This is a genomic window from Gammaproteobacteria bacterium, assembly GCA_034522055.1.
Classification (GTDB): Bacteria; Pseudomonadota; Gammaproteobacteria; order JAABTG01; family JAABTG01; genus JAABTG01.
This window is the reverse complement of sequence record JAXHLS010000002.1, coordinates 490,336-510,712: the sequence shown is the minus strand read 5'-3', so window position 1 is coordinate 510,712 and position 20,377 is coordinate 490,336. Positions and strand designations below refer to the sequence as shown.

At 68.4% G+C, this 20,377-nt stretch carries 16 protein-coding genes; 4 read left to right on the top strand and 12 right to left on the bottom strand.

Annotation, left to right across the window (positions count from 1 at the left end; translation table 11 throughout):
- Positions 1-96: 96 nt before the first annotated feature.
- The 7 genes from U5S82_02465 to U5S82_02435 all read right to left on the bottom strand — a co-directional run bounded on the left by U5S82_02465 (position 97) and on the right by U5S82_02435 (position 10,222).
- Complete coding sequence (locus U5S82_02465) at positions 97-2,799, bottom strand: glucosidase (GenBank protein ID MDZ7750532.1); 2,703 nt, start codon at positions 2,797-2,799, stop codon at positions 97-99.
- 22 nt (positions 2,800-2,821) lie between these two features.
- On the bottom strand, positions 2,822-4,948 hold the full coding sequence (locus U5S82_02460; protein MDZ7750531.1) for an amylo-alpha-1,6-glucosidase: 2,127 nt from the start codon (positions 4,946-4,948) through the stop codon (positions 2,822-2,824).
- A gap of 3 nt (positions 4,949-4,951) precedes the next feature.
- Positions 4,952-5,767 (bottom strand): SDR family oxidoreductase, encoded by an 816-nt coding sequence (locus U5S82_02455; GenBank protein ID MDZ7750530.1) that lies wholly within the window; start codon positions 5,765-5,767, stop codon positions 4,952-4,954.
- An 84-nt stretch (positions 5,768-5,851) separates the two neighbouring features.
- A complete protein-coding gene (locus tag U5S82_02450) occupies positions 5,852-6,706 on the bottom strand; it encodes an SMP-30/gluconolactonase/LRE family protein (GenBank protein MDZ7750529.1) in 855 nt (284 codons plus the stop codon).
- Complete coding sequence (locus tag U5S82_02445; protein MDZ7750528.1) at positions 6,703-7,188, bottom strand: gluconokinase; 486 nt, start codon at positions 7,186-7,188, stop codon at positions 6,703-6,705. Before U5S82_02445 ends, U5S82_02450 begins: the two co-directional genes overlap by 4 nt.
- 179 nt (positions 7,189-7,367) lie before the next feature.
- Positions 7,368-8,078: an endonuclease/exonuclease/phosphatase family protein gene (locus U5S82_02440; GenBank protein ID MDZ7750527.1), complete on the bottom strand. Its 711-nt coding sequence runs from the start codon at positions 8,076-8,078 to the stop codon at positions 7,368-7,370.
- 5 nt (positions 8,079-8,083) lie between these two features.
- On the bottom strand, positions 8,084-10,222 hold the full coding sequence (locus tag U5S82_02435; GenBank protein MDZ7750526.1) for a VTT domain-containing protein: 2,139 nt from the start codon (positions 10,220-10,222) through the stop codon (positions 8,084-8,086).
- Between the two features lie 210 nt (positions 10,223-10,432).
- Here U5S82_02435 and U5S82_02430 point away from each other — a divergent pair, with 210 nt between their 5' ends.
- Positions 10,433-11,371 carry a carbohydrate kinase family protein gene (locus tag U5S82_02430; GenBank protein ID MDZ7750525.1) on the top strand — a complete coding sequence of 313 codons (939 nt, stop codon included), beginning with the start codon at positions 10,433-10,435 and terminating at the stop codon, positions 11,369-11,371.
- Between the two features lie 135 nt (positions 11,372-11,506).
- Here U5S82_02430 and U5S82_02425 read toward each other — a convergent pair whose 3' ends face one another.
- The 4 genes from U5S82_02425 to U5S82_02410 all read right to left on the bottom strand — a co-directional run bounded on the left by U5S82_02425 (position 11,507) and on the right by U5S82_02410 (position 16,739).
- On the bottom strand, positions 11,507-13,588 hold the full coding sequence (locus U5S82_02425; GenBank protein MDZ7750524.1) for a thioredoxin domain-containing protein: 2,082 nt from the start codon (positions 13,586-13,588) through the stop codon (positions 11,507-11,509).
- 81 nt (positions 13,589-13,669) lie between these two features.
- On the bottom strand, positions 13,670-14,845 hold the full coding sequence (locus tag U5S82_02420) for a sensor domain-containing diguanylate cyclase (GenBank protein MDZ7750523.1): 1,176 nt from the start codon (positions 14,843-14,845) through the stop codon (positions 13,670-13,672).
- A gap of 4 nt (positions 14,846-14,849) precedes the next feature.
- A complete protein-coding gene (locus tag U5S82_02415; GenBank protein ID MDZ7750522.1) occupies positions 14,850-15,731 on the bottom strand; it encodes an HDOD domain-containing protein in 882 nt (293 codons plus the stop codon).
- 129 nt (positions 15,732-15,860) lie between these two features.
- Complete coding sequence (locus tag U5S82_02410) at positions 15,861-16,739, bottom strand: SPOR domain-containing protein (GenBank protein ID MDZ7750521.1); 879 nt, start codon at positions 16,737-16,739, stop codon at positions 15,861-15,863.
- A 146-nt stretch (positions 16,740-16,885) separates the two neighbouring features.
- On the opposite strand from U5S82_02410, the gene lgt reads away from it, so the two are divergent.
- A complete protein-coding gene (gene lgt, locus U5S82_02405; GenBank protein ID MDZ7750520.1) occupies positions 16,886-17,689 on the top strand; it encodes a prolipoprotein diacylglyceryl transferase in 804 nt (267 codons plus the stop codon).
- A 445-nt stretch (positions 17,690-18,134) separates the two neighbouring features.
- On the opposite strand, the gene pip is transcribed toward lgt, so the two are convergent.
- A complete protein-coding gene (pip, locus tag U5S82_02400) occupies positions 18,135-19,094 on the bottom strand; it encodes a prolyl aminopeptidase (protein ID MDZ7750519.1) in 960 nt (319 codons plus the stop codon).
- 128 nt (positions 19,095-19,222) lie between these two features.
- On the opposite strand from pip, the gene U5S82_02395 reads away from it, so the two are divergent.
- Positions 19,223-19,498: an RND transporter gene (locus tag U5S82_02395; protein MDZ7750518.1), complete on the top strand. Its 276-nt coding sequence runs from the start codon at positions 19,223-19,225 to the stop codon at positions 19,496-19,498.
- A gap of 4 nt (positions 19,499-19,502) precedes the next feature.
- On the top strand, positions 19,503-20,375 hold the full coding sequence (locus tag U5S82_02390; protein ID MDZ7750517.1) for a class II glutamine amidotransferase: 873 nt from the start codon (positions 19,503-19,505) through the stop codon (positions 20,373-20,375).
- Positions 20,376-20,377 lie beyond the last annotated feature (2 nt).

Genomic DNA, 20,377 nt, shown 5'->3' with positions numbered 1-20,377 from the left:
GGTATGGGGCGGTTCCCCGGTGAGGGTGGCTGTTCCTGCACGGCGGCTCCGGCAATGGCTTTCTTCAGGTTTCAGGTGGGCTTGAGCACGGTTGCCTCAGGCCAATTCGTCCATCCACGCCGGGTGCTGGCCGGCGTCGAGGCCGCTCCAGGGGGTGATGTCGCGCTGGTAGCGGCGCATCACCAGGTTGGCCAGCAGGCCGGTCCAGCCGGTTTGGTGGGCGGCGCCGAGGCCGCGACCGGTGTCGCCGTGGAAGTATTCGTAGAAGAGGGTGAGGTCCCGCCACGCCGGATCGGTGTGGAAGGGGCTGTCGGGGCGCAGGGCGGGGATGACCCCGTCGGCGTCGTGGCGGTAGAGGTCCACCAGGCGTCGGGCCAGCAGGTTGGCGATCTCCTGGAGGTTGATGCGCTTGCCTCCCAGGCACGGCGCGGCCACCGTGAACTCGGGGCCGAGGAAGCGGTGGAACTTCTCCAGGGCCTGGACCAGGGAATAGTTGGTGGGCAGCCACACCGGGCCGCGCCAGTTGGAGTTGCCGCCGAACAGGCCGGAGGTGGACTCGCCGGGCACGTACTCTATGGTGGCCTGGCCGATGCCGGGGATGTAGCCGAGATCCTGGCGGATGGCATGGAGGCGGCTCAGGCTGCGTACTCCGAAGGGCGAGAGGAACTGCGCCTCGTCCAGCAGGCGCTCGAGGATGCGGGCCAGCATGGAGTGGTCCACCAGGGCCAGCAGGTGCTCGCCGCGGGCGTTCTCCCAGTCGGGGCAGGCGCAGACGTAGCTGCCGCGGAACAGGCCGCCCTTGTGCTCCCGCAGCAGGGCACGGAAGCGGGGCGCCCCGGCCAGCAGGCGCCCGTCCACCACCTCGGCGGCGAACAGGGGGATGAGCCCCACCCAGGAATAGACATCGATGCGGTGGGCGCTGCCGTCGGGGGCCACCAGCAGGTCCTTGAAGAAACCCGCGTCCATGTCCCACAGGGAGGGCATGTCCGAGGGGTCGCGCCCGGCGATGGCCTCGGCGATGGCCAGGAACTGCCGGTAGCACTGGATGGCCATGGCCTCGTAGTCCGGGTCCTCGGCGGTCAGTTCCAGGGCCATCACCGTCATGTTGAGGGCGAACATGGCCATCCAGCCGGTGGCGTCCGCCTGCTTGAGGCTGTAGCCGGGGGGCAGGGGCCGGGAGCGGTCGTAGACGGAGATGTTGTCGAGGCCGAGGAAGCCGCCCTCGAAGAGGTTCTGGCCGCGGGCGTCCTTGCGGTTGATCCACCAGGCGAAGTTGAGCAGCAGCTTGTGGAACACCCGCTGCAGGTAGTGGTGGTCGCCGTGGCCGCGCTGCACCCGTTCCGCGCGGAATACCTTCAAGGCCCCCATGGCATGCACCGGCGGGTTGACGTCGCCGAAGGCCCATTCGTAGGCCGGGATCTGGCCGTTGGGGTGGAGATAGCGCTCGTTGAGCATGAGTTCGACCTGGTCCTTGGCGAAGTCGACGTCCACCAGGGCCAGGGCGGCGCAGTGGTAGGCCAGGTCCCAGGCCGCGAACCAGGGATACTCCCACTTGTCGGGCATGCTGATGATGTCGTGGGCCGCCAGGTGCCGCCACTGGTGGTTGCGGCCGCGGTGGCGGCCGGCGGGCGGGGCCACGTGGTCGCCGGCGAACCAGCGCGCGACGTCGTAGTGGAAGAATTGCTTGGTCCAGATCATGCCCGCCAGGGCCTGGCGCAGGATGCGGGCATCCTCGGCCCCGGCCTCGGGCAGCATGTCGTGGTAATAGTCGTCGGCCTCGGCCTGGCGCGCCGCGAACACCGCCGCCGTGGTGGCGAAGGGCTTCTTGCGGCGCCCCCGGCACAACAGCAACTCGATGGTCACGGCCTCGCCCTGTTCCACCCGCCACTGGCTCCAGGCCCCGAACTTGGTGCCGTGGCCGGCGTGGTTGATGGAATCGATGTCGTTGGTGATGACGTGGTGGTGGAAGCCGTCCTTGACGTGGGGCTGGGCATTGGCGGTGCCCCACAAGCGCCGGGTGTTGGTCTCGTTCCCGGTGAACAGGGGCTCGGCGTGCTGGGCCCCGTAGAGGTAGTAGTCCCCCAGTTCGTCGTGGCGGGCCTCGGCCACCCAGGCGGCGCCCGCGGGGGGCTTGCCGCGGCGGATGTCGGGACGCGGGGTGTCCTCGCCCCAGGCCCAGGTGTTGCGGAACCACAGGGTGGGAATGAGGTGGATCACCTCCGCCCGGGGCCCGCGGTTGCGGGCCTGGATGCGCACGTGGATCTCCTCCGGCCCCGCCTTGGCATAGTGCACCTCCACGTCCCAGTAGCGGCCGCCGTCCAGGGCCCCGCTGTCCAGCAGGTTGAAGGGCGGGGCGCTGCGGTCGCGGCGGGCGTTCTCCGCCACCAGGCGCTGGTAGGGGAACGCCCCCTGGGGGTACTTGTAGAGATAACGCAGGTGGCTGTGGCTGGGGGTGGCATCGAGGTAGAAGTAGTACTCCTTGACGTCCTCGCCGTGATTCCCCTGGTTGCCCGTGAGGCCGAAGGCCCGTTCCTTGAGAATGGGGTCGCGGCCGTTCCACAGGGCCAGGGCCAGGCACAGGCGCTGGGATGAATCACACAGCCCCGCCAGGCCGTCTTCGTTCCAGCGGTAGGCCCGGGAGCGGGCCTGGTCGTGGTCCAAGTATTCCCAGGCCGTGCCGCCGGGGCTGTAGTCCTCCCGCACCGTCCCCCACGCCCGCTCTGCCAGGTACGGCCCCCACAGGCGCCAGTCCTCGATGCCCTGGCGCTGGTTCTCCAGGCGTTGGCGTTCCTCGTTCATTTCATGCTCCGCAGAAAGGGTGTCAGGAACCGTTTCCAGATTTTTCAGCGCCCGCGGAAACGGTTCCTGATACCTTAAAATCCCGTCCTTTGGGGGTCTCGTATCCCGGCGGCCGGGTGGTGGGGCATGACGGCGGGGTCGTGCGGCGGGATGTCTGGGCACGGTGCAGTCGCCACCACGCTTCCAGGGTGCAGGCCACTGACCAGGCCTGGGCGGGGGCGCCGCGGGGGGCGTGGGGCGGGTCGCCGTCGAAGATCTCGCCGATGTGGCCGAGGCCCGCCTCGAACAGGTGGCCGGCCATGAGGGCGAGGCGGGCCTTGGCGGTATCGCCGTCGCCGCTGGTGCGATACTCGGCGCGGGCGAAATGGCCCAGCAGCCAGGCCCATACCGGGCCCTGGTGGTAACCGCCGTCGCGTTCCGCCACGCCCCCCTCGTAGCGCCCCCGATAGCGGGGATGAGAAGCGGCCAGGGAGCGCAGGCCGAAGGGGGTGAGCAGGTTTTCCCGGCACTCCGTCACCACCGCTTGGCGGGCGGCGGCGTCCAGGGGCGAGAAGGGCAGGCTGACGGCGAGGACCTGGTTGGGGCGAATGGCGTCGTCGTGGCCGGCGGGGCCGTCGATGACATCGAAGAGGCCGCCGGCCGGGCGCCGGAAGCGCCCGAAGCCCGCCGCGGTGCCGCGGGCGAGGCTGGCGAAGTCGCCGCCGTCCCGGCCGAGCACCCGGGCCAGGGTGCTCAGGGTGGCTAGGGCGTTGAACCACAGGGCGTTGACCTCCACGGGCTTGCCGTGGCGCGGCGTCACCTCGCGCCCATCCACCCGGGCGTCCATCCAGGTGAGCTGCTGGCCGGGCTCGCCGGCCCGTATCAGGCCGTCGGCGGGGTCCATGGCGATGCCATAGCGCGTACCCCGGCGGTAGGCCTCGACGATCCCCGCCAGCACCGGAAACACAGCGTTGAGGGTGGCGCGGTCCATAGTGGCCTCGAAATAGGTGCGCCAGCCCTCGATGAACCACAGGGCGGCGTCCACGGTGTTGTACTCGGGGGCGCTGCCGGCCTCGGGGAAGCGGTTGGGCACCATGCCCTCGCTGACGTGCCCGGTGAAGGCCAGCAACACCTTGCGGGCCAGGGCCGGCCGGCCGGTGGCCAGGGTGAGACCGGGCAGGGCGATCATGGTGTCCCGGCCCCAGTCGCCGAACCAGGGATAGCCGGCGATGACGGAGGCGCGAGGCGCCTCCCCCGAGCCGTCGAGGTGGACCAGGTAGGCATCGGCGGCATCCACCAGTTGGCGTATGCACGGCGGCACCACGGCGGCGGGAATACCCGGCAGGGCGGGGGGATGGAGGGCCTCCCGGCGCGCCAGGGCGGCCGCCAGGGATGCCTCGAGGTCGCCCCGGCCGGGCGCGTCCAGGGCCACCCCGATGCCTACCCAGGCATCGCGCTCCAGGGTCAGCTCCGCCGCCCCCACCCGCAGGTGGGTGTCCCGGTCATCCAGACCGCGCTCGCGCTCCCGATCGAGGGAGAAGTTCTCCATCCAGGTGTGGTCGGTGGTGAAGGTGGCGCCGTCCCCGTGGATCTCCAGCCAACGCTCGCCGGGCAGGTGGACGCGCAGGGCGTCGTCGGTCAGCTCGCCGTGGATGGCGAAGGCTCCGGGCTGGCTGCTGCCATGGTGGTCCCGCCAGGCGGCCAGGAGGCCGAGGCGGAGGCGGGGCGCCGTGTCCCGTTCCCCACCGGTCCAGCGGAAGGCCACGCGGGTATGGTTCTCGCCGTGCTCCATCCAGATGCGCTGCTCCAGCTCGAGGCCGTCCACCGTGAGGTGCCACACCGGCAGTCCGTGGTCGAGATGAAAGCCCTGGATGTGCGCGTAGCCCCGGGGGGCCACCACGCCGCCGCCCCAGTGGTTGGTGTGAAGCGGGGTCTCGCGGTGGCCGTCCACCAGCACCGCGTCGGCCTTGGTGAAGACCAGGGTGCGCCCCAGGGGGGGATGGAAAGGGGCGATGAGCAGGCCGTGGTAGCGGCGGGTGAGGGCCCCGGACACGGTGCCCCCGGCGTAGCCGCCGATGCCGTTGGCCAGCCACCATTCGCGCACGCCGGCGGCCGTCGGGTCCTGGCAGATCTCCGGTCCCAGGCGCACGAAGGGGGGTGATCGGGTCACGGCCTAACCGCCCTCGCGGAAACCGGGATAGAGGGTCATGCCGCCGTCCACGTAGAGGGTGGTGCCAGTGACGTAGTCCGAGGCATCGGAGGCCAGCCACACCGCCGCGTGGCCGATGTCCATGGGGTCGCCCACGCGCTCGTAGGGGATGAGCCGCAGCAGTTCGGCCTCCGCCTCGGGGGTCTCCCAGGCGCTGCGGTTGATGGGGGTGCGGATGGCGCCGGGGGAGATGGCGTTGACGCGGATACGGTTGTGGGCCACCTCCTGGGCCAGGCTCTTCATGAACATGAGCAGGCCGCCCTTGGAGGCGGCGTAGTTGACATGGCCGGCCCACGGGATGACGTCGTGCACCGAGGACATGCAGATGATCTTGCCGGCGGCGCAGGACACCTCGGGGATGACGCCGCGGCGGCAGAACTCGCGCACCGCCTCGCGGGTGCACAGGAACTGGCCCGTGAGGTTGACGTCCAGCACCTGCTGCCACTGGCGCAGGGTCATCTCCTGGAACGGCGCGTCGCGCTGGATGCCGGCGTTGGCCACCAGGATCTCCAGGCTGCCCCAGGCGTCGATGACGGCGTCGAACATGGATCGCACCTCGTCCTCGCTGCTGACGTCGGCCTCGATGGCCATGGCCTCACCGCCGTCGGCTTTGATCTCGTTAACCAGCCGATGGGCGTCCTCCGGGTTGGCCACGTAGTTGATGGCCACTCGGGCGCCGGCCATGGCCAGGGCGCGGGCGACGGCGGCGCCGATGCCGGAATTGCCGCCGGTCACCAGGGCACGCTGGCCGCGCAGGGTATCGGGATGCAGGTGGCTCATGTCGGGGTTCCTTGTTCGGATGATCGCATTTTTCACTCGCAGCGCCGCAATGGCGCAGTAGTAAACGGTGTCGGGAAACTTATTTCAGGGGCGTCCTGCTCCCGGTACCTCGACGCGCAGTTGCTCTATGCGGCCGCTGCGCAACCGCGGGGCGTCTTCGGGGCTGTCCGTCTCCGCCGTGCAGACATAGAGGGTACGCCGGTCGGCACCCCCCAGCATGCAGGCGTAGGGGGTACCCGTGGTGGTGCAGCGGGCCAGCAGGCTGCCACCGGCCGCCACCCGCAGCAACTCCCCGCTGCCGGGGGAGGCGATCCACAGGGCGCCTTCGGCATCCAGGCAGATGCCATCGGGGGTGGCGTCACCCAGTTCCGCCCACACCCGGCGGGCCGCCATGCGCCCGTGGGGGTCGAGGGCGAAGGCCGTGACGCGGTGGGCGAAGGTCTCGGCCACCAGCAGGGTGGTGCCGTCGGGGGTGATGGCGCAGCCGTTGGCGAACATCAGGTCGGGGGCGAAGACCTCCACGCGGCCATCCTCGTCCACCAGCAGCAGCTCGCTGGCACGGGGGGCCTCGCCGCCGTGGAGGTCGAAGCCGAAGTTGCCGGAGTAGATGCGCCCGGCGGTATCCACCACCATGTCGTTGCAGTGCCAGGGGGCGAAGGCCGAGAGGTCGGCGTATTCCGTGATGCCTTCCGGCCCCACCTTCATCAGGCGCCGCCCGGTCATGTAGACCACCATCAGGGTGCCGTCGGGCAGCCAGCCGAGGCCGCCCGGCAGGTCGGTGGTGGTGGCCACGGTGGTGAGGGATCCGGCCCCGTCCAGGGTCATGATGGCGCGGGCGTGCTGGTCCGTGAACCACAGGCGTCCGTCATGCCAGCGCGGCCCCTCGGGAAAGGCGAGGCCGGTGGCCGCCACGGTGGTGGAGAGGGTCGCCGGCGTCATGGGGCGAGACCGAGGGTGTCCAGGATGAGGGCCGCTTGCTCCGGGGTGGTCAGGTGGATGGGCACCAGCACGGCGTCCTCGGGCGGTTCCAGGGCGGCCACCTGGCTGTCCAGGAGTTCGGCCGGCATGAAGTGTCCCCGGCGCGATGCGATGCGCTCCCGGATCATCTCGGGGTCGCCGCACAGGTAGGCGAAGCGGATGTCGGGGATGCCGTCCGCCAGCAGGTGCCGGTGGCTGCGCTTCAGGGCCGAGCAGGCCAGTATGGTACCCGTTGCCCCTTGGGCTAACAGGATCTCGTTGAGCCGCTGCAGCCACGGCAGCCGATCGGCCTCGGTGAGGGGCCGGCCCGCGCTCATGCGCGCGATGTTGGCGGCGGGATGGTGGTCGTCCCCCTCGATGAAGTCCCACCCCAGCCGTGCCGCGAGGGCACGCCCCAGGGTGCTCTTGCCCGAGCCCGATACCCCCATGATGACGATGATCAAGAAATACCCTTTGGTGTCGGTCTGCGACCGTGTTGTCCGGGCGCCATTATGAACCCAAGCCCCGGTGTCGTGCGCCCCCGGATTACAGCATTCGGCCGGGGGGCGGGATGAATCCCGACCCGCATCCGTGTCGCTGGAACGAGCGGTGGGGGTGTTTGTAGGACAACACCACCCGGGGTTTATACCTCGACCACGGCCTTGAGGGGCAGGTGGTCGGAGGCGATGCGGGCCAGCGGGGAGCGGTGGGCGGTGACGGAGACGAGGCGCGGGCGCGGGCGCACCCAGATGCGGTCGAGGGCCAGCAGGGGCAGGAGGGCGGGAAAGGTCGCGGGGGCCGGGGTGCGGGCGAACCAGCGGGTGAGCCAGCGCCGGGGGCGTCCCCATAGCAACCACTCGTTGAGGTCGCCCACCAGCAGGGTGATGCCGGCGGGCGGTCCCTGTTCCAGCTGTTCGAGCAGGCGCAGGGTCTGGTGGCGTCGTTCTCCGGGGGCGAGGCCGAGGTGCGTGACCAACAGTCGCAGGCCGCCGGCACCGGCGGCCAGGCGCACATCGATGGCCCCGCGGGGTTCGCGCCGGAATACGCTGAGGTCGATGCGCTCGACGTTGTCGACGGGCAGGGCGGTGAGCACCGCGTTGCCGTAGTGCCGTCCGTCCTTCAGCAGCGTGGGACCGGCCAGTGCGTGGTAGCCGGTGGCCTCCGCCAGCATGTCCAGTACCTCCTGTCCCAGCACTTCCTGGAGGGCGATGATGTCGGCGTCCAGTTCCCTGATGACGGCGGTCAGGCGGGGAAGGTTGGTGTGGCGGTCGCGGCCCACTCCGGCGTGGATGTTGTAGGTGGCCACCGTGAGGCGGCCGGGGGGGGCTGCGCCGTGGATAGGGGCCGGGGACAAAGGGGTTATGCCTTTTCGTCTTTGCCGTTGCGTTGGCCCCGGCGAACCAGCCAGTTGTGGACGCCCCAGATCAGGGCCACGATGCCGCCGGTGACGGCCGCGAGGACGGCGAACTCGGGCAGATCGGGCTTGCGGATGGCGGCCGCCACGCGGTCCGTGAACAGGGCGATGGCGAACACCCCGGGTCCCATACCGACGAGGGTGCCCAGCACGAAGTCGCGGAAGCGGATGTGGGAGGCCCCGGCCACCATGTTGATCACGGTGAAGGGGGCCACGGGCACGATGCGCAGGGTGATGATGGTGAGGATCCCCCGCTGGGCGAGGCGCCGGCTGAGCCTGTTGATGCGCCCGCCGGAGAGGCGGCGCAGCAGCCGGCGTCCCGTGGCGGAGCCGATCCAGTAGCTGGCCACGGCGCTGGCGATGCTGCCCGTCAGGGCCAGACCGAAGCCGAGCCAGGGGCCGGCCACCAGCACGGTGACGATGATCATCAGGGTCACGGGCACCGAGAGGATGCCTCCGGCCACGAAGGCCGCCAGCAGTAGCAGGGCGCCGCCGAAGGATTCGCCGGCCGTGCCGGCCGCGGCCACCAGGGCGTCCACCTCCAGCAGGCCCCCGAGGGGCGTCCAGCGCCACGCCGCCGCCAGTCCCAGCAACACCGCCAGGATGGAGAGGACGGGACCCATCTGGCCGAGGATGGACTTGCGCTCGTCCTCGGGGATGAGGCGCTCGGCCAATTCCTCGGGGGTGATGGGGGCTTCGGGGTCGACGATGTCATGTTCCGGCAACAATTCGTCGGCCAGGTCGGGCACTGCGGCCTCCAGATATTCGAGGGTGCGCGGACCGCCGCGCAGGGCCTCGATGCCTGCCACCAGGGAGTCGGCGCTGGCAATCCGGCGCGCCACCGTGGCCGCGTCGCTACCCAGGTGCTCGGCGAGCAGGCGGTTGCGCAGGCCGGCCACGCCGTCGCGTTCGGTGTCTGTGGTGGCCTCCACGGCGATGTCACATTCCGTGTCCAGCCCCATGGAGCGGTTGCTCAGATTGGCCGAGCCCACGCGGGCCAGGGTGTCGTCCACCACCATCACCTTGCCATGGACGGAGATGTAACCGTCACCGAGGTCCTCGCGGTGGGGGTAATAGATGCGCAGGCGGTCGGGATGGCGGGCCGCGTCGAGCCGCCGCAGCAGGCGCGAGCGCAGGACGTCCATGGTGTGCTGCTCCAGCCATCCGCCCGTCTTCAGGGGCAGTACCATCACCACCTCGGGCCCGTCGGGTTCCTCCAACCGGGCCGCCAGGGCATCCGCCAGGACGGGGGCGCTGAAGTACTGATTCTCGATGTAGATCCAGCGCCGCGCGGCGGCGATGGCATCCAGGTAGAGACGCTCCACTTCCCGCACCTCGGGACGCCCGTTGTAGGCCGGGTCGGTGCGGACGATGCCCACGCGGGACGGACGCAGGTGGGCCTCCACATGCCCGGGCCAGGGCGATGAGTCCACCGGTGGTGTCGCCTTCAGGGTCTCCCCGGTACAGCGCCACCAGCGCTGGCGTGCCAGCTCGTCCACGGCCAGGGCCGCCTCGCCCTCCACCATGGCCTGGATGTCGTGGAACGGGGGATAGGGCTGGCCCTCGGCATTCACCCGCAGGGGGTCGCCGGGGGCGTGGTCGGGCCGGTCCCAGCGGTCCCGTGACAGGTCCATGCCGCCGACGAAGGCGAGGTGATGGTCGACGACGACGATCTTCTGGTGCTGGGAGGCTCCGAAGGGACAGTCGTCGTCCAGTTCGTAACGCAGGCGGGGGTGACGGTGCCAGTCCAGCTTGTAGAGGGGCAGCCACTGGCGCTCGGCGGCATAGAGTACGGCCCAGTCCCAGTTCAGCACCCGTACCTGCAACTGGGGGTTCTTCGTGACCAGGGTATAGAGGAATTCTCCGAAGGCGTCGGGCAGGTCGTCCGCCTTGTCCTCACGGATCAGCCGTACCCGGGTGTCGATGTCCCAACCGAGGATGAGGATGCTGTGGCGGGCGCCCGCCATGGCCTCCCGCACGGCACGGAAATAGGCCTCGCCGTCGATGAGAAAGGCGAGCCGCTCGGCGGGCAGGATGCGCCAGCAGTTGGTGGATTCGCGGAGAATTGTGTGATCGGCGGCCATTGTTGCAGGAACGTTGGTGTCCTTGGGGTACCCGTCGCGCGGGGCCGCGGCTGGGGGTCGGACATGGGTCGAGGCATGCATGATAGCAGTTTCACATCGTTTCATTGACCGGGCGCCGTGTCTCCGTTGGACGGATACCCCGCGGAAATGGCAAACTGATCGATTAATTAGATTATTCAAAGCATTAAACAAATAGGGGAAAAGATAACCATGTCCGCACTGATATGTGGTTCCTTCGCTTTCGACAACATCATGATGTTCCATGACCAATTCAAGAATCACATCCTGCCGGACCAGGTGCATATCCTCAATGTGTCTTTCCTGGTGCCCGACATGCGCCGCGAATTCGGCGGCTGTGCCGGCAACATCGCCTACAACCTGAAGCTGCTGGGGGGCAAGCCCATGCCCATGGGAACCGTGGGCGAGGACTTCGCCCCCTATGGGACGTGGATGGATGACAACGGCATTTCCCGGCAACATCTGCGCACGGTGGACGGTACCTTCACTGCCCAGGCGTTCATCACCACCGACAAGGACGACAACCAGATCACCGCCTTCCATCCCGGGGCCATGAACTACGCCCACCTCAACGAGGTAGGCGCCGCCAAGGGCGTCACCATCGGCATGGTCTCGCCGGATGGCCGGGACGGCATGATCGAGCATGCCGAGCAGTTCGCGAAGGCGGATATCCCCTTCATCTTCGACCCGGGTCAGGGTCTGCCCATGTTTCAGAAGGACGAGTTGCAGACCTTCATCGAGCAGGCCACGTGGGTGACGGTGAACGACTACGAGTGGCGACTGTTGCAGGACCGCACGGGCTACAGCGAGCAGGATGTCATGGACCGGGTGGAGGCCCTGATTATCACCAAGGGCGCCGAAGGATCCGTGATCCACGCCCGCCCCGACATGCGTACGGAGATCCCCTCGGTTTCGGTGACCACCATCAACGATCCCACGGGCTGCGGCGACGCCTATCGTGCCGGCCTCCTGTACGGCCTCATGAACGACATGGACTGGGAGACCATCGGCCGCCTGGCGGCCCTCATGGGCGCCATCAAGATCGAGCACCACGGCACCCAGAACCACCGTTTTTCGCCGGACGAATTCGCCGCCCGTTTCCGCACCGCCTTCGGTTACGATTTCAAATAGGGTTTGGCGCGGCCGGGGATGTCGGGCAGAAGCCCGACAAATATACGGCCACCGCCCGTTCCTGCGGCACGGATGTAGGTCGGGATTCATCCCGACATCCAGGCCCGCCGTACGGGCCCCGAGCAAATTAAGGTGTCAGGAGGCGGCGGTGAGGCGCTGTTGCAGTTCCTCGGGGCTGGTGATGGGGGTGCTGCAGGCGAAGCCCTCGCACACGTAGGCGATGGCGCCGCTGTCCGGTGCGCTCCGTTCGGCGAGGGCGCCGGGGAGGCTGGCCTCACCGGCGGGGATGGCGAACACCTGGCGGCGCGGCGCGTAGGCGGCGTTGACGGTCTCCTGCCAGCGGGGCAACTCGCCGGCAGCGCCGCGGATGACCACGCTGGTGGTGGCGTTCAGGTACTCCTCCAGGGCCAGCAGCAGGGCGTTGTGGGCGTGGGGCAGGCGGCCGATGGCGGGCCAGGCGGCGCGCAGGGTGCGCTCGGCGGCATCCAGGTAGCGGGTCTCCCCCAGGAGATGGCCGAGCCGGATGAGGCCATGGGCGGCGATGCCGTTGCCGGACGGCATGGAGTCGTCCCCCAGGGACTTGGGGCGGTGGATGAGGGCCTCGTGGTCGTCGGCGGTGAAGAAGAAACCGCCGTTCTCCCGGTCCTCGAAACGCGCCAGCAGCACCTCCGCCAGGGCCACGCATAGTTCCAGGTCGGTGGTGCGCCAGCGTACGGCCAGCAGGGCCAGGATGCCGTCCATGAGGTAGGCGTAGTCGTCCAGGTAGGCGTCGAGGTGGGCGCGCCCGTCCTTGTAAGTGGCGAGCAGGCGGCCGTCCCGCCACATGTTCCCGCGCAGGAAGTCCAGGGCCCGGTCGGCGGAGTCGGCCCAGGCGGGCTCGGCGAACACCCGCGCCGCGGTGGCCATGCCCTTGATCATGAGGCCGTTCCAGGCCGTGAGTACTTTGTCGTCCCGGCCCGGGCGCACGCGCTGCTCGCGTTCCCGGAAGAGGATGGTGCGGGCCTCGTCCAGCAGGGCCGCGGCCGTGGCGGTGTCCAACCCTGCGTGGGCGGCGGTCTCCTCCAGGGTGTGGTAGGTGTGGAGATGCCAGCGGCCCTCGAAGTTGGCCTCGCGGTCGAGGCCGAAGCGGTGGGCCAGCACGGCATACTGGTCGGCCGTCAGCAGGGCCCGCGCCTGGTCAGGCTCCCACACGTAGAAGCGCCCTTCCTCGCCCTCGGAGTCGGCGTCCAGGCTGGAGTAGTAGCCGCCTTCCGGGGATTGCATCTCCCGCATCACCCAGCCCGCGGTCTCCACCACCACCCGCTTGAACAGGGGGTTGGGGGCGAGCTGCCAGGCCTCGCCGTAGAGGGCGAGCAGCGGGCCGTTGTCGTAGAGCATCTTCTCGAAGTGGGGGATCATCCAGTGGTTGTCCACGGAGTAGCGGGAGAAGCCGCCTCCCAGCTGGTCGTAGATGCCGCCGCGGGCCATGCGCTCCAGGGTGAACAGGGCCATGTGGCCGGCCTGCTCGTCCACTCGCCCGCTGGCGCGGGTGGCGGCCTCGTGGCGCAGCAGGCGCTCGATATTGGTGGGATGGGGAAACTTGGGCGCCTCGCCGAAGCCACCGTGATGCGCGTCGAAGGCCTGTTGGATCTGCTGGCGCGCCAGCTCCAGGGGGGCGCCATCGAGGCGCACACCGGAGTCGAGGCGGGTGGCATCGACGCGTTGCAGGGCGGTGATCATCTCCTGGTTCTGGGTGCGGATCTCGGCCTGCTGCTCGCGATAGGCGCGGGCCACGCCCTCGAGCAGCTCCCTGAAGGCCGGCATGCCGTAACGGCGTTCCCTGGGAAAATAGGTGCCGCCGAAGAAGGGCGTGTGGTCGTCGTGGGTGAGGAACATGGTCAGGGGCCAGCCACCCGGGCGCTGGGCCAGCATCTGATGGGCCGTCTGGTAGATGCGGTCGAGGTCCGGACGCTCCTCGCGGTCCACCTTGATACACACGAAGAGTTCGTTCATGAGCCGGGCCGTGGTCTCGTCCTCGAAGGATTCGTGGGCCATCACGTGGCACCAGTGGCAGGCGGAATAACCGATGGACAGCAGGATGGGCTTGCCATCGTCCCGTGCCTTGGTCAGGGCCTCCTCGCCCCAGGGATACCAGGCCACGGGGTTGTGGGCGTGCTGCAGCAGGTAGGGGCTGGTCTCGCCCGCGAGGGCATTGGTGTAGGGCTGTGGTGCTGACATGGGCCGCGCTCCCGACTAAATGTTGAGTAATTTAGTCGGATTTTACACGGCGCGTCCGGGTCTGTCTCTCTGGGAGGGCGATCAGGATACCGCCACCCGGTTGCGGCCATCGCGCTTGCAGCAGTACATGGCCTGGTCTCCGTGGCGCATGAGTCGTTCCAGCTGCTGGCGGGCGCCGTCCTCGCCGTCATCGTCCAGGCAGGCGACGCCGATGCTGGCGGTGACGCGCATGTTCTTCGACACCTGGGGCCAGGCCAGATCCTCGATGCGGGCGCGTATACGCTCGGCCAGGCTGCGGGCCCCGGAGGCGCTGGTGTGGGGCAGGGCCACCACGAACTCCTCGCCGCCGGTGCGGGCCAGGATGTCACCTTCACGGGTGTGCTGGCGCAGCACCCCGGCGACGTCCCGCAGTACCTGGTCCCCCGCGGCGTGGCCGAAGCTGTCGTTGACGCGCTTGAAGTGATCGAGGTCCATCACCAGCAGGCACAAAGCCTCCTTGTGACGCACCGCGCGGGCGACCGCGGCCTCGGCCTCGGGAAAGAAAAAGCGCCGGTTGTGGAGGGTGGTGAGCTCGTCCACGGTGGACAGTTCCTGGTAGCGCCGCCGCAGTTCCTCGGCCTCCTTGAGGGCCTGGGCTAGCTGGCGTGTGCGGTGCTCCACCGCCTGCTCCATGCGCCGCACCACCCGGTGACTCGCCAGCATGTGGCCGACCACGCCGCAGAACAGGGCCAGGGCGTGGCGGTGCCCGTGTTGGAAGTGATCCGTCTCGGGATGGAAGACGGCGGTGACGCCGAACACCGTGTCGCCGGTGACGATGGGCATGCACAACACCGAGCCCCGGACCGCGGTGGCGGGGGTTTCCTCGATGCCCAGCATGCGGGCGATGGAACACTGCGGTTCGTACTGAGGCTCGCGGGTGGAGGCGGCGATGCCCAGCAAGCCTTCGCCCACGCACACGCGGGTTCCGTATTCGGGCAAGCGCTGCCATCCCAAGGGAACGGTGCCCTGGACCGCCGGCCGGGAGAGTTCCGCGCCGGCAACGAACACCAGGGTGTCGCCTTCCACCAGGAAGATGGCGCTACGGGCCAGGTCCTGGTGCTGCATGAGGATGTCCAGGGCCTCGGCCAGGAGGGTATGGGTATCTTTATGCTGCATGTCCATGGCCGTCACCGCCGCGATCGCGGACAGCGTGTCCAGCAGGCCCATGAAGCGGCTGCCCATGTCGTTGGCGGCTCTGAGGAAGGGCGCGGGATTCACGGCCTCAACTTTCTCCTGCCAGGGCTGCCGCCATGTTGAGGGTCTGTTCGTACTTGCGCTCGAAGGCCGCGCTGATGGCGGCCATGTCTGTGACGGGGATGCCCAGGGTATGCAGTTCCTCCGGGATGGATGGAGGCAGGCCCGGTTCCTCCGCCTGGCGCCACTCCGACCAGCGGGCGCAGTTGCCGACCAGCAGCACGGTAGGCCAAAACGGGCCGCGGTAGTGCGGGTCGTGGTGATGCTCCATGGTCCGGGCCACTTCCTCCGGCAGGTGCCAGCGCCGTGCCAGCCAGCCGCCGGCGGCGTGGTGGTCGATGCCCACCCACTGCCGCTCGTGCTCCGCGAGGCGCCGGACGGGGTCGTCACCGGCCGCTTCCAGGGCCAGTGATAATTCGTTGGGAAAGAGGTGAGCGAGGGCCAGTAGGCCGAGGCCGTGGAGCAGGCCGCTCAGGTAGGCTGGTTCTGCCTGGGGTTGGTGGTCCAGGGCTACTCGGGGGGCCAGAAAGCGGGCCATGTCTGCCGTCAGCAGGGCGCTTATCCAATAGCGGCGGGCATCGAAACCCCGTGTCTGCTCATAGCTGAGGGCATCGCCGAGGCTGATGGACAGGCCCAGGCTGCGCACCATGTCGAGCCCGAGCACGCGGATGATGGCGTCCTTGACGCCGTAGATGGTGGTGGTATTGCCGAAGAAGGCGGAGCGCGCCACGCCGACGATGCGTGCGGCGAGGGCGGGATCGAGTTCTATGGCCTCGGCGACCTCCCCCATGCCGGCATCCTCGGAAGAGAGGATGGCCAGGAGGCGCTGGGAGGCAACGGGCAGCGGCGGCAGTTCCTGGAGCTTGTTGATGCGCAGGCGCGTATCGTTGGCAACGAGGTTATCGGGCATTGCAGTTCGCATCGAAGGGGCGCGGTATGAGACGTTTCGGTTGGTTGTTGTCGTTTGTTGTCTGATAGCGGCCGCAGGCCGCGACACTTTACCCCCTTGCCACCCCGCCGCGCCGCGGGTGTTTCGGTATCAGCGCCGGTAGGGCCAGGCGCCGGGATGGCGGGCCGCGAGTTCCGGTCGCGAGGCATAGGCCTTGGCCTCCCCTCGGTCCTTGAAGTTGGACACCACCAACCGATACCAGCGCCGGCCGTCCACCTCCACGCGCTCGATCCGTGCCGGCTGGCCTTGCTCGTGGAGTCCGCGCAGGGCCCGGGTCGCGCGTTCCCCATCGCGGAAAGAGGCGAGGGCCACGCTCCACCTGCCGCCGGCCAGCTGGATCCCCTGGCCGGAGGTGAGTTCGGTCTCCTCGGCCCACAGGGCGAGCTGTTCCTCGGATACCTTGGTCACCGGCTTGGGGGGCGCATCCTTGGGGGCGACGTAAAAGCTCAGGGGCTCGTTCATGGTGACGGGGGGTTCGCTCTCCCGGCCCACCGTGATGTCGCCCTCGATGAGGCAGACGATGTCCTCGTCCGGCTTGGCCTTGCCCCAGACGTCGGTGCCCCGGATCCCGGCGGTGACGGCGGCCACCCGGATGTCCAGATGGCGGCGATGGGGCCGCGAGAGCAGAGTGGTGGTGAAGCGGAACGCGCCTTTCGCCACCTCGAGGAGTCCCGCGAAGGGGCCATCCGGCTCGGCGGGCGGGGCGAAGCGTTCGAGATGGAAGCGCGCATTCTCGCCCAGCTTGACGTGGCTGCCCTCGGCGAGGCGCAGCAGCAGGCGCCCGCCGTTCCCGGTGCGCAGCCTGTCGGCGGGCCGCAGCACCATGCCCGGGGCCACGGGCACTATGGCGCCCTGGCGTTCCATCCAGGCCGGGGACTGAAGGCCCTCCACCATGCCCGCCTCCTGGGCGGAGGCGGCGAGGGTGGCGACAAGCAGGAGCGGAGCAATGAACGGGCTGAGTCTGTACATATTCTGGGCCTGGTCTGGTGGGTGGAGGGCCAACCTTCAGTATAGCCAGCGAGGCCCCGTGGGTGGTGGGCGTTCGGGTAGCGGCTGCAATGGGTGCCCGGATATCGCGCCCAACCGGGCGTCGCCAGCGGTTACACTACCGCCCCATGCTCCATTACCCCCACATCGACCCGGTGGCCCTGCAGTTGGGGCCGGTGGCCATTCACTGGTATGGCCTCATGTATCTCGCCGGCTTCCTCGCCGGCTGGTGGCTCGGCCGCTGGCGCGCCGCGCGGCCCGGATCGGGCTGGCGGCCGGCGGAGATCGGGGACCTGTTGTTCTACCTGGCGGTGGGGGTGGTGGTGGGGGGACGGCTCGGCTACGTGGTGTTCTATGATTTGTCCCATTTTCTCGACGACCCCCTGAGCCTGGTGCGGGTGTGGCAGGGGGGCATGTCCTTCCATGGGGGCTTCCTCGGGGTGTTGGTGGCCATGGGGCTGTTCGCGCGGCGGACCGGACGCTCCTTCTTCATGGTCACCGATTTCATCGCTCCCCTGGTGCCCCCGGGGCTGTTCGCGGGGCGCATCGGTAACTTCATCAACGGCGAACTGTGGGGCGGTCCGACGGAGCTGCCCTGGGGCATGGTGGTGGGGAACGGGCGCTGGGGCGATGTGGCACGTCACCCTTCCCAGCTCTACGAGGCGCTGCTGGAGGGCGTGGTGCTGTTCGTCATCCTGTGGCTCTATTCCGCCCGCCCGCGGCCCACGATGGCGGTTTCCGGCCTGTTCCTGTTGGGCTACGGGGGCTTTCGGGCGCTGGTGGAAGTGGTGCGCGTGCCCGATGCCCACATCGGTTATCTCGCCTTCGGTTGGCTCACCATGGGGCAGGCCCTGTCCCTGCCCATGGTAGTGGCGGGTGCCGTGTTGATGTGGCTCGCCTACCGTCACCGGCCCTCTGCCGCCGGCTGCTGATCGGGGCCGCCGGCGAGGCTGGGCCGAAAAAAAACCCGGGCCCTCGCGGGACCGGGTGCTCTCAAAAAGCGAGGATTGAGAAGTTACAAGGGCCACCCTACGGGAGCGCCCTGAGCATTTCCAAGCATTCAGCGTGCCATATTTTAACTCGCTGATAAATAAGTAAGTTTTTCTAAAGGCATGGAGTTCGGCTGAATCTATGTAAAGAATTCCGACAACACGACACGCCAGCCGTCGCGGTGCCTGACGGCATCACGGACCGCGGTGTATGCGATGTAAGCGGTTGATTTGACGGCCTGGGTACCCTGGATCGAGGGGATGTCGGCGGCGCCGGCGCGGCGGGACACGCCGGCCCGACAGATGGCAATTATTCCGACAAAGGAGACAACCGCCGAGTGCGCCAGGGGGCTTTGTGCGGCGCTTCGACGACAAACGGCGCTGCCCCTCAGGCGACGCCGCCATAGTGATCCGTGGCGGCGACGAGCTGTTGGGCGATACCGGTTTCGAAGGCGGAGTGGCCGGCCTCCGGCACCACGACGAATCTCGCTTCCGGCCAGGCCTGGTGTAGCTCCCATGCGGTTTCCAACGGGCAGATGACGTCATAGCGCCCATGGATGATGGTGGCGGGGAGGTGCCGGATGTGCTCGACGCCGGCGAGCAGGCGATTCTCGTCATCGAAAAAGCCGCGATGGACGAAGTAGTGGCTCTCGATGCGGGCGAAGGCGAGGGCGAAGGCGGGTGAACCGAAGGCCTCGATGAGTTCGCCACAGGGCACCAGTTCGCTGGTGGCGGCCTCCCATTGACTCCACGCTCGTGCGGCCTCGAGCTGTACCCGGCGGTCGTCGCCGTGAAGCCGGCGGTGGTAGGCGTGCAGCAGATCGTGGTGCTCCGCCGCGGGGATGGGCGCCAGGAAGCGTTGCCAGGCGTCGGGGAACAGCCGGCCGGCCCCATCCTGGTAGAACCAGTGCAACTCCTTCTGGCGCAGGAGAAAGATCCCCCGCAACACCAGTTCGGTAACCCGCTGGGGATGCCGTTCGGCATAGGCCAGGGCCAGGGTGGAACCCCAGGAGCCGCCGAACAGCTGCCAGGCATCGATGTCGAGGTGGCGGCGCAGCGCCTCCAGATCCGCGATGAGCTGCCACGTGGTGTTGTCCTCCACGCAGGCGTGGGGCAGGCTCTGGCCGCAGCCACGCTGGTCCATGAGGACGATGCGGTAGACCTCCGGATTGAAGAACTGGCGCATGCGGGGGTTGGAGCCTCCCCCCGGACCGCCGTGCAGGAATACCACGGGCTTACCGGCGGGATTGCCCGACTGTTCGTAGTAGATGGTGTGGCGCGGCGATACCCGCAGGAAACCGGACTCGAAGGGCGTGATGGAAGGATAGAGTTGGGGGCGTTGATTCATGGTGCGGTTGAACGAGATGGGTTGATGGTGGGGGGAGGCTTGATGAGTGGATCCCTCAAGATGGGTGGCGCATTATCGCACTATGTGGCGGGGTGTGTGCCGGCCCCGCCACGTATTAAGATGAGGCCATGAATATTCCCGGCGTCACAGGTCCCTTGTCCTGGGTGCAACGCATACCCTGGCCCCTGCTCATCCTCGGAAGCCTGACCCTGGGGCTTGCGCCTTTCTTTCCCGAGCCCCATCTGCTGGAGAAACTGAGAATGCTGGTTCAGGGTGAGCTGGTGCGCCCCATCGATATCTTCGATCTGTGTCTGCATGGCGCGTTCCCGCTGCTGTTGCTGCTGCGCGTGGCCCTGCACCTGGGGGGCGGCCAACGGGCGGGCGCCCCCTCCGGCGAGGATTAGGCCGGTGTGTGAACTGCTCGCCATGTCCAGCAGGGAACCCGCCACGGTGAGTTTTTCCCTGGACGAATTCGCCCGCCATGGCGGCTATGCCGGCTCCAACATGGACGGTTGGGGAGTCACCTTCTACGAGGGACGGGATGTGCGCACCGTGCGCGAGCCCCTGGCCGCCTGGGAGAGTCCCGCGGTGGAGTTCGTGGCCAGCCAGGACTATCGCAGCACCTGTGTGGTCGCCCATATCCGCCAGGCCACTTCGGGGATCGTGGGTCTGGCCAACACCCAGCCCTTCACCCGTGAACTCGGTGGCCGCATCCACACCTTCGCCCACAACGGTGATCTGCCGGGGCTCGAGGGTCTGGCATCGCCCCGCGGCTGTTACCGCTGTGTGGGCGATTCGGATTCGGAACAGGCCTTCTGTCTGCTCATGGGCCGTCTGGCTCCTCTGTGGCTGGAGGCGGGGCCGCCGTCGCTGGAGGAGCGGGTCGCGGTGGTGGAGGCCTTCGCGGCGGAGTTGCGCCCCCTCGGGCCTGCGAATTTCATCTACGCCGACGGTGAATACCTGTATTTCCATGGTCATAAACGATCCCAGATGACCCTCGAGGACATCCGTCCGCCGGGCTTGTTCTATTTGATACGCCAGTGCGATAGTCGTAAGCCCCAAGATCACCATCACCGGGACGCTTCCCTGGGCGGCATAGATATCAGCTTCTCCAGCCCACGCCAGGAAGTGATCCTGGTAGCCAGCGTACCCCTCACGCGGGAGGACTGGGTGCCCATGGACGAGGGTGAGCTGATAGTGGCCGGAGGCGGGCGGGTGATGCACCGTTGCGTGCCCGCGGGCTCGGAGCAGGCAATTGCGACCCCGGGTGAGGGGGGGTGATG